Here is a 9,115-nt window from a genome sequence, read left to right as displayed (position 1 = left end):
GCGAAGGTTCCGGTTCACGCTCAGCTATTGGGGCTTTGCGACCCGGGTCGCCCGAATTCCATAGGAGACATTATGAAGCAGGGTATTCATCCCGACTATCACGCAGTGCAGGTTACCTGCTCCTGCGGAGACACTTTCGTAACTCGTTCCACCGCAAATGGCGATCATATGACGGTTGACGTGTGCTCAAAGTGCCACCCATTCTATACCGGCAAGCAGAAGATTCTCGACACCGGCGGCCGCGTGGCTCGCTTCGAGAAGCGCTACGGTAAGAAGACTAAGTAGCTTTTTAAACGCCAGCCCTGCTTTCGTGTAACTCGCGGAATCGGGGCTGGCGTTTTATGTGCAACATACATGCGTCTTACAATATTTAAATTTAATATTTTCGATTCAAAATCCGCGTTATGCGCGACTACAAAGGAACAAAATGGCTGAGTCAGTAGAGGAACAGTTCCCAGCAGCGGTTACAGCTCTAAACGAATACCGCGATATTGAAAATCGCATGGGAGAGCCAGAAGTAGCGTCTAATCCAGACGCAATTCGCAAGCTCGGTCGTAGACACGCAGAACTCGGGTCAATCGTAAGCGCGTACCTAAATTACAAGCAGCTTTGCGAAGACTACGAAGTAGCTAGCGAAATGGCAAGCGAAGACGAAGACTTAGCAAAAGAAGCAAAACAATTAGAAGAACAAATTCCAGCAGCAAAAGAAAAGTTGCGCACAGCGCTGATTCCTAGAGATCCAGACGATGCGCGAGACATGATTATGGAAATCAAAGCTGGTACGGGCGGCGAAGAAGCGGCTCTGTTTGCTGGCGATTTGTTGCGCATGTATATGCGTTACGCGGAAAAGCGCGGCTGGACTACCGTAATCCAAAGCGAAAATTCGACGGAACTTGGTGGCGTGAAAGATGTGCAGCTTGCGATTCGCGCAAAAGGTACGCCTGCTCCAGAAGACGGCGTGTGGGCAAGCATGAAATACGAGGGCGGCGTGCATCGCGTGCAGCGAATCCCAGTAACTGAATCGCAAGGTCGTATTCAAACTTCCGCAGCCGGCGTAATCGTGTTCCCAGAAGCAGACGAAGACGATGACGAAATCGAAATCGATCCAAAAGACCTGAAAATCGACATCTTCATGAGCTCTGGTCCTGGCGGACAGTCCGTGAACACTACTTATTCCGCTGTTCGTATGACACATATTCCAACGGGAATTGTTGTTAGCATGCAAGATGAAAAGTCGCAGATTCAAAACCGTGCGGCGGCTCTTCGCGTGCTAAAGTCGCGTTTGCTTGCCATGAAGCACGAGCAGGAGGCAGCGGAGGCGGCAGATATGCGCCACTCGCAGGTGCGCTCGTTGGATCGCTCCGAGCGAATCCGCACGTACAACTTCCCAGAAAATCGTATCGTGGATCATCGCACAAACTACAAGGCATACAATCTTGACCAGGTGCTTAACGGAGACTTGCAGCCTGTTATCGACAGTGATATTCAGGCGGATGAAGCCGATCGCTTAGCTAAAGCCAAGTAAGCCAAGTAAGTTAAGTTATCCAAGTAAATTAAGTAAGATAAGTAAAATCACCACGTGGCTTGTAAAATGCAAGAAATTTTGCACATTTTGCGCGCATCTGCCGAAAAACTTGAAGATGCAGGAGTAGAGTCGGCAGAATACGACGCACGTTTGCTACTGGCTCACGCTTGTGGCGTAAGTTTGGCAGACTTAAACAAAGCGCTAATACTTGGCGATTTTAAGGATTTTTTGCCCAATTATGCTAGCAAATATAGCGATTTTATATCTAGACGTGCTTCGCGCGAGCCATTGCAGCACATTATTGGATGCGCAACTTTTCGCTACATAGACCTAATAGTTGGCAAAGGTGTTTTTGTGCCGCGGCCCGAGACAGAAGTCGTAGTTCAAGAGGGATTAGATTGGATTCGCGCAAATAATCTAAAAAATCCTATTGTTTTAGACTTGTGCGCAGGGTCGGGAGCGATTGGATTATCGATAGCAAGCGAAGTTGCAGATGCGCAAGTGTGGGCAGTGGAAAAGTCTCCCAAAGCTTTTGAATATTTGCAAAAAAACTACAACAAAATCGCGGAAAAATATGATATTTCAAACAGATATCACGCAATATTAGGCGATGCTACAAACGTTAATCTGCCTGAAAAAGCTGCGATTAAAGAGAAAGTAGATGTAGTAATCACAAATCCGCCGTATGTGCCAGAAAGCCAGCCAGTAGAGCAGATTGAAGCTCGCGACTACGACCCTAAAATGGCGCTATATGGTGGATCTCAAGACGGGCTACTAATACCGCAAAAAATTGTAAAAGCGAGTTTTGCATATTTGTGTAGGGGTGGAATAATGATTATGGAACACGATATTACGCAAGGAGAAGCGCTTGCAGATTATGCAAAAAACGTAGGATTTAGCAGCGCAAAAGTCAAAAACGACTTAACAAACAGAGCAAGATTTGTAGTATGCAAAAAAGAGGCTAAAAATGAGTAAAATTTGCACGATTAACGAAGAATCATTGCAACTCGCAGCGCAAATAATAAACGCAGGCGGCGTAATCGTAGTGCCAACAGACACAGTTTACGGAGTAGCATGCGACCCATTTAACGAGGATGCAGTAACGAAAATCTACCAACTAAAACGCAGGCCGCGCACAAAAGCCTTGCAAATACTTATGAGTAGCGTAAGTGACCTAGAAAAACTTGGGCTTTACTTGCCAAATCCACTAGACGTACTTGCGGAAAAATTCCTGCCAGGCGGATACTCACCAATCGCGCGCGCAAAAAAAGATTCGGTAGCTACAAGGCTTGCTACGCTTTGTAAAGCAGATAGTAGTGACGTTCAAAACAATAATAAAAACAAAATCCAAGCTGAAGCAACGCAAGGCGTGCGCGTGCCAGATTGCCCAGAATTAATGCAAATTTTAAGAGTTACGGGCCCTTTGGCTGCATCTAGCGCAAATCGCAGCGGAAACGAGAGCGCAGACAGCGTAGAAGAGGCAGTAGCAGCTTTTGGAGACGAAATTCCGCTGTATTTAAATGCTGGTCCAACTCGCTCACACGTAGCAAGCACAGTAGTTGGCGCGGATGCAAGCGATAAAGACGGAATTGTGATTTTGCGCGAAGGCGTAATAAGTGAAGAACAGATAAGAGCAGAAAGTCGCAAGAAATGAGGGTATACCTGTTTATAGCAGCAATCGCAGGAGGCGCAACTTGGCTAATAATGCCGCTTGTACGTCATCTTGCGATTCGCATAGGAGCCGTAGGAAAAGTGCGCGCTCGCGACGTGCACACAATACCTACGCCACGTATGGGTGGAGTGGGAATGCTATTCGGCTTTGCTGTATCAATGGCGTTTGCAAGCTCCATGCCTTTTATTTCAGGGCTTTTTACAGGAACACACCAGCCGTGGGTAGTTTTAGCTGGAGCTGTACTCGTATGCCTTTTGGGTGTTTGTGACGACATTTGGGACTTAGATTGGATGCTAAAACTTGCAGGTCAATTGCTAATAGCTGTTTTTGTAGCATGGGGAGGGCTTCAAATCGTAACATTGCCGCTCGGCTCTCTAGTTACAGCGTCTCCAAGTCTTTCAATCGCAATAACCGCAATACTAATCGTGGCTTCAATTAATGCAGTCAACTTTGTAGACGGACTAGATGGACTGGCTTCTGGAATTGTGGCCATTGGCGGAATCGCCTTCGCGACATACTCTTATATTCTTGCGCGCACATCTCCAAGCTACGCTTCAATGGCAACTCTTATAGACGTTGCAATGGTTGGAATGTGCTTAGGGTTTATTTTGCACAATTGGCATCCTGCAAAGCTTTTTATGGGTGATTCTGGCTCCATGCTAATCGGGTATTTAATAACTTGCGCGTCTATTATAATGACGGGTCACTTAGATCCATCTGCAGTGCACACAAGCATATATTTGCCAGTATTTATGCCGATTTTGCTTCCGATTTTAGTGCTGTTTTTGCCAGTGTTAGACATGTGTTTAGCAATATGCAGAAGGCTTGCAAAAGGGCAGTCGCCAATGCATCCAGACCGCATGCATTTGCATCACAGAATGTTGCGCATTGGGCATTCTGTGCAAGGAGCAGTACTTATTTTGTGGGGATGGGCGGCGCTTATATCTTTCGGGTCAATAATGATTCTGTTCTTTAAAGCAATTTACGTGCTTGTTGGCATGATTATTGCGGCAGCGCTGCTTACAGTTCTTACAATGATGCCATATTTGCGCAGGCGGCTGCCAGAGCTACGAAATTCGTAAAATAATACTCGAATACTCGCGAATCATAGTTTATGAAACGCGATTTTTACAAACGTCATAGCAAAAACGTATAGTAACCCTATGGCTACAACTGATATGAACACGGAATCCGTGTATGCTCCTGTTCCACCAATTTTCGAGAAGCTCGGACTTGCTTATGATGATGTGCTGTTGCTTCCAAACGAAACCGATGTAATCCCATCCGAAGTGGATACAACCACTCATCTGACTCGCGAAATCACTATGAAAGTTCCTGCAATTTCTGCAGCAATGGACACAGTAACCGAGTCCGATATGGCTATTGCAATGGCTCGAAATGGCGGAATTGGTGTTCTTCATCGCAATCTTTCTATAGATGATCAGGCTGCGCAAGTCGATATTGTTAAGCGCAGCGAGTCTGGTATGATTACCGACCCACTCACTGTTCACCCAGATGCAACGCTCGCAGATTTAGATAAATTGTGCGGGCGTTTTCATATTTCTGGTTTGCCAGTGGTAGATAGCGAAAATCGTCTAGTTGGTATTATTACCAATCGCGATATGCGTTTCATTGCTTCCGAAGACTATGATCGTTTGAAAGTCAAAGACGTGATGACTCGCGAAAATCTCGTCACTGGTCCTTCTAATATTTCTAAAGAAGACGCGCATCGTTTGCTTGCAGACAACAAAGTTGAAAAATTGCCTTTGGTTGATGCAGAAGGCAAGCTTACTGGTTTGATTACTGTTAAGGATTTTGTGAAGACTGAGCAGTATCCAGATGCTACTAAGGATGATCAGGGTCGCTTGCGCGTGGCTGCTGGAATTGGCTTCCTTGGAGATGCTTGGCAGCGTGCGTGCGCGCTTATGGAAGCTGGAGTTGACGTGCTTGTGGTTGATACCGCAAACGGAGAGGCTCGATTGGCTCTCGATATGATTCGCAGAATTAAGGCAGATAAGGCGTTTGACGGAGTACAAATTATTGGCGGAAATATTGCTACTCGCCAAGGCGCTCAGGCTATGATTGATGCCGGCGTCGACGCTGTAAAGGTTGGCGTTGGACCAGGCTCTATTTGCACTACGCGCGTTGTTGCAGGCGTTGGTGTGCCTCAGCTTACTGCTGTTTATGATGCGGCTCAGGCTTGCAAGGCTGCTGGCGTTCCATGCATTGCTGATGGTGGTATTCACTATTCTGGCGATATTGCTAAGGCTTTGGTTGCTGGCGCTGACACCGTTATGCTCGGCGGCACTTTGGCTGGTTGCGAGGAAGCTCCAGGTGAAAAGGTTTTGCTTCACGGCAAGCAGTATAAGCTTTATCGTGGCATGGGCTCGCTTGGCGCAATGGCTCCTCGCGGTAAGAAGTCTTATTCTAAGGATCGTTACTTCCAGGCAGACGTTACTAGCTCCGACAAGGTGGTTCCAGAAGGCGTGGAAGGCGAAGTTCCATATCGCGGTCCACTTAACGCTGTGCTTTACCAGTTGCTTGGCGGATTGCATCAGTCTATGTTCTACGTTGGTGCGCACAATATTAAGGAAATGCAAGAGCGCGGTCGCTTTATTCGCATTACGGATGCTGGTCTTCGCGAATCGCATCCTCACGATATTGTGATGACTGCAGAAGCGCCAAACTACAGCGGTTTCCACAACTAAATCGTAAGTTGCGTAAGTTGCGCGTATAAGTTGCGTATAAATCGCAAGTAATTTTGAATTAAACGGCGAAGAGTTAGCTAAGTCTTTTTTGCTACTTTCTAACTTTTCGTCGTTTTTGTTTTGACAATTCGTATAAAATTATTGTATAGTTAGTGGGATATCCCACTAAAAATGAGGTGTTTTGTGGAAGTAGTGAAAGATTATGACGTTCGTCTTGATAGTAAAAAGCGTGTAACTCTGCGCGGAGCTAAATACCCTTATTACAATGTTAAAGAATGTGATAATGGTTGTATTTTATTAGAGCCACGTGAGCTTACTATTCCTAAGAGTATCTCTTCTAAAACTCTTAAAAGTATGGGTGAAGCAATCCGCAATTTTAAGATTGGCAAAGTCTCTGAACCTGTTGATCTTTCTGACTTCTAGGAGTAAGTGAATGAACTTCAATATTAGAATGGGTATTCCAGAGATGTCTAATATTTGGGAGAGATTGAAGAAAGAGTTTCTAGAAGGCAGTATAAGTAAAAAAGATCTTTCTCTTTATAAGAAATGGGGAAAATCTATGAAACTTTTATCTGAAAATCCAAGGCATCCAGGATTGCATACTCATGATATTGAAGAATTGACAAATAGATATGGTGTTAGAGTTTGGCAATCCTACTTGGAGAATAAAACAAGTAGTGCAATGAGAATGTATTGGGTTTATGGTCCAGATCATATGTCAATAACTATTATCGGTTTAGAGCCTCACCCTGAAGATAAGAAAAATGGATCATATTCTAGAATTTCACTTTCTGATATGCCAGAGATGTGATTTTAGCTGTTAGTCGTCGCTGGGAAGATGTAGGCTGATGGGTTCGAAAAAATATTAGGAAAGGAACGAAAATGGCTGAAGCTAAGGAAGATCTTACGTTTACGCCGGAAGAATCGCGCTTAATTTGGATTGATTGCGAGATGACGGGACTCGATATTTTCCACGACGAATTATGCGAAGTATCTGTAGTTCCAACTGATTTTAATTTGAAAGTTTTGGACGACGGAATTGATTTAGTGATTAAGCCGAGCGATGCTGCTGTGGCTCATATGAACGATTTCGTACGCAATATGCACACTTCTTCTGGGCTTGTTGACGAATGGAATAAAAACGGTTTGCCGCTAGAAGCAGCGCAAAAGCAGGTAGTTGAGTACGTAAAGCGCTTCCTGCCAGAGCGCGGAAAAGCGCATCTTGCTGGAAACTCCGTTGGCTCCGACAAAAAGTTCCTCGACCGTTACATGCCAGATTTAATGGCAAATCTGCACTATCGCGTAATCGACGTAAGCACGTTGAAGGAGATTTCGCGCAGACTTTACCCAGACGTTTACCGCAATAAGCCGGCAAAACATGGCGGCCACCGCGCGCTCGCGGATATTATTGAGTCGATTGACGAGTTGAGATATTACCGTGACATGATGTTCGTTCCAGCTCCAGGCCCAAGCGAAGCACAGGCAAAAGCTGGCGCACAGCACATTGAGAGCACGAGCTTGCTTCGTGACTATGAGCGCCGCGGTGAAGCATTAGAAGACGTAAATTCCGCAGAAAAGCGCGACTATTAAACAAAGCGCGACTACTAAACGCAATAAAAGGTACTGCCAATGAAGCAATCCGAAGCCCTAACCATAATCAACGCTGGTGCAAGCGTTTTCATTACCGGCGCTCCGGGTGCAGGTAAAACCTACGTATTAAACGAAGCTATTCGCGCAATGCGAAAAAACGGTTTAAGCGTGGCTGTAACGGCTTCTACCGGAATCGCAGCAACGCATTTAAACGGTCAAACCATTCACTCGTGGAGTGGAGTTGGAGTTTCAAACGCGCTTAGCGATTCGCTTCTTAAAACCATTAGAGCTAGGCGAGGGAAACGCATAAAAGCCACGGAAGTGCTCGTGTTGGATGAAGTTTCAATGATTCACGCGTGGCTTTTTGACATGGTTGATGAAGTATGCCGTAAAGTGCGCAAAAACTCTGCTCCCTTCGGCGGACTTCAAGTAGTTATTTCGGGAGATTTCTTCCAGCTGCCTCCTGTGAGTGCTTCTATGCGAAATCGCGATGTGTTCGAGCCAAGTCCAGAGTTTATTGAGTCGCGCGAAAAGTATGCTGCTGCTGGCAAGAATCCAGAAGGCTATATTACGGAATCTTTCGCCTGGGATGCTTTAAAGCCTGTTGTGTGCTATTTAACTGAGCAACATCGTCAGGATGACGGCAAATTGCTTGAAGTTTTGACGGATATTCGTGGCGGTCTTGTAAGCGACGAAGATAAGCAAGTGCTTGCCAGTCGCCTCGGTGAGTATCCGCAAGGCGATGAAGTTTCGGTTCATCTTTTCCCTACGAACTCACAGGCAGATGGCTTAAATAATGTGCAGCTTGCGGCAATTGATGCTGAGCCTCACGAATTTGTGGCAACAGAAGCCGGCCCTAAAAATCTCGTCGAGCGTTTAAAAAAGAATATGCTTGCTCCGGAACGGCTTGTACTAAAGGCTGGAGCTGCAGTGATGGCGTTGCGAAATGATCAAGATAAGCAATATGTGAATGGCTCTGTTGGGCGAGTTTTGAGATTCGCACCTGAATCTAAAGGTGGATGGCCGATTGTTGAGTTTGAAAACGGCAATATTGTCACTCTTAAGCCAGCTGCATGGGAAATGACGGATGGTGAGACTGTTCTTGCTAGCGTAAATCAAGTGCCACTTAGATGCGCGTGGGGAATTACGATTCATAAATCGCAAGGTATGACGCTTGACAGTGCGGTAATGGATTTGCGTAAAACTTTTGCTCCCGGAATGGGATATGTGGCGCTTTCTCGCGTGGAAAATCTTGGCGGGCTTTATTTGGAAGGTATTAACGATCGCGCGTTTAGTGTTTCGGCGGATGCTGTACTGTTAGACGGATTCTTGCGTGAGGCTTCTAAACGCGCGAGTGAGTTGCTTGCTAACGACGGTGCTGCTGCTTTCGTAACAAATAATGCGGAAGATGATTCTGCAAATCAGCAAGAGTTTGATATTTTCGCCTCTAGTGATTACGCGTATAATGACGAATTTTCCTTCGACGATGAGTTCTAGCTTTTTGTAGCTCTAATCGTTGTTTTTAGCTACAAAGTCGGGAAAATCTTCCGCTTTTTGTAGCTCTAATCGTCGTTTTAAGCTACAAAGTCGGGAAAGTGTTATTGCTATTGTTTAATAGTG

10 protein-coding genes are annotated in these 9,115 nt (G+C 45.7%); all 10 read left to right on the top strand.

Annotated elements, in window-relative coordinates:
* Positions 1-72: 72 nt before the first annotated feature.
* On the top strand, positions 73-285 hold the full coding sequence (gene rpmE, locus HXT53_RS04355) for a 50S ribosomal protein L31 (protein ID WP_004114884.1): 213 nt from the start codon (positions 73-75) through the stop codon (positions 283-285).
* A gap of 142 nt (positions 286-427) precedes the next feature.
* Positions 428-1,525: a peptide chain release factor 1 gene (prfA, locus tag HXT53_RS04350; protein ID WP_004114886.1), complete on the top strand. Its 1,098-nt coding sequence runs from the start codon at positions 428-430 to the stop codon at positions 1,523-1,525.
* Positions 1,526-1,591: 66 nt separating this feature from the next.
* On the top strand, positions 1,592-2,500 hold the full coding sequence (gene prmC / locus HXT53_RS04345; RefSeq protein ID WP_421780015.1) for a peptide chain release factor N(5)-glutamine methyltransferase: 909 nt from the start codon (positions 1,592-1,594) through the stop codon (positions 2,498-2,500).
* Positions 2,493-3,179 carry an L-threonylcarbamoyladenylate synthase gene (locus HXT53_RS04340; RefSeq protein WP_421780013.1) on the top strand — a complete coding sequence of 229 codons (687 nt, stop codon included), beginning with the start codon at positions 2,493-2,495 and terminating at the stop codon, positions 3,177-3,179. Before prmC ends, HXT53_RS04340 begins: the two co-directional genes overlap by 8 nt.
* Positions 3,176-4,279 (top strand): MraY family glycosyltransferase, encoded by a 1,104-nt coding sequence (locus tag HXT53_RS04335; protein WP_004113078.1) that lies wholly within the window; start codon positions 3,176-3,178, stop codon positions 4,277-4,279. Before HXT53_RS04340 ends, HXT53_RS04335 begins: the two co-directional genes overlap by 4 nt.
* An 81-nt stretch (positions 4,280-4,360) precedes the next feature.
* Positions 4,361-5,905: an IMP dehydrogenase gene (guaB, locus tag HXT53_RS04330; RefSeq protein WP_004114891.1), complete on the top strand. Its 1,545-nt coding sequence runs from the start codon at positions 4,361-4,363 to the stop codon at positions 5,903-5,905.
* A gap of 183 nt (positions 5,906-6,088) precedes the next feature.
* Positions 6,089-6,328 (top strand): hypothetical protein, encoded by a 240-nt coding sequence (locus HXT53_RS04325; RefSeq protein ID WP_004114892.1) that lies wholly within the window; start codon positions 6,089-6,091, stop codon positions 6,326-6,328.
* Positions 6,329-6,464: 136 nt separating this feature from the next.
* The gene (locus HXT53_RS04320) at positions 6,465-6,716 is read left to right on the top strand and encodes a hypothetical protein (RefSeq protein WP_004130611.1); all 252 of its coding nucleotides are present in this window, start codon (positions 6,465-6,467) and stop codon (positions 6,714-6,716) included.
* 71 nt (positions 6,717-6,787) lie between these two features.
* On the top strand, positions 6,788-7,495 hold the full coding sequence (gene orn / locus HXT53_RS04315; protein WP_075038870.1) for an oligoribonuclease: 708 nt from the start codon (positions 6,788-6,790) through the stop codon (positions 7,493-7,495).
* A 39-nt stretch (positions 7,496-7,534) separates the two neighbouring features.
* Positions 7,535-8,992, top strand: a complete 1,458-nt coding sequence (locus tag HXT53_RS04310; protein WP_065189684.1) for a PIF1 family DEAD/DEAH box helicase — start codon at positions 7,535-7,537, stop codon at positions 8,990-8,992.
* Positions 8,993-9,115: the final 123 nt, after the last annotated feature.

It is taken from the genome of Gardnerella sp. KA00390, assembly GCF_049244075.1.
Classification (GTDB): domain Bacteria; phylum Actinomycetota; class Actinomycetes; order Actinomycetales; family Bifidobacteriaceae; genus Bifidobacterium; species Bifidobacterium vaginale.
Note: the sequence above shows the minus strand (reverse complement) of the source record. Positions and strands in the feature narration are given on the sequence as shown.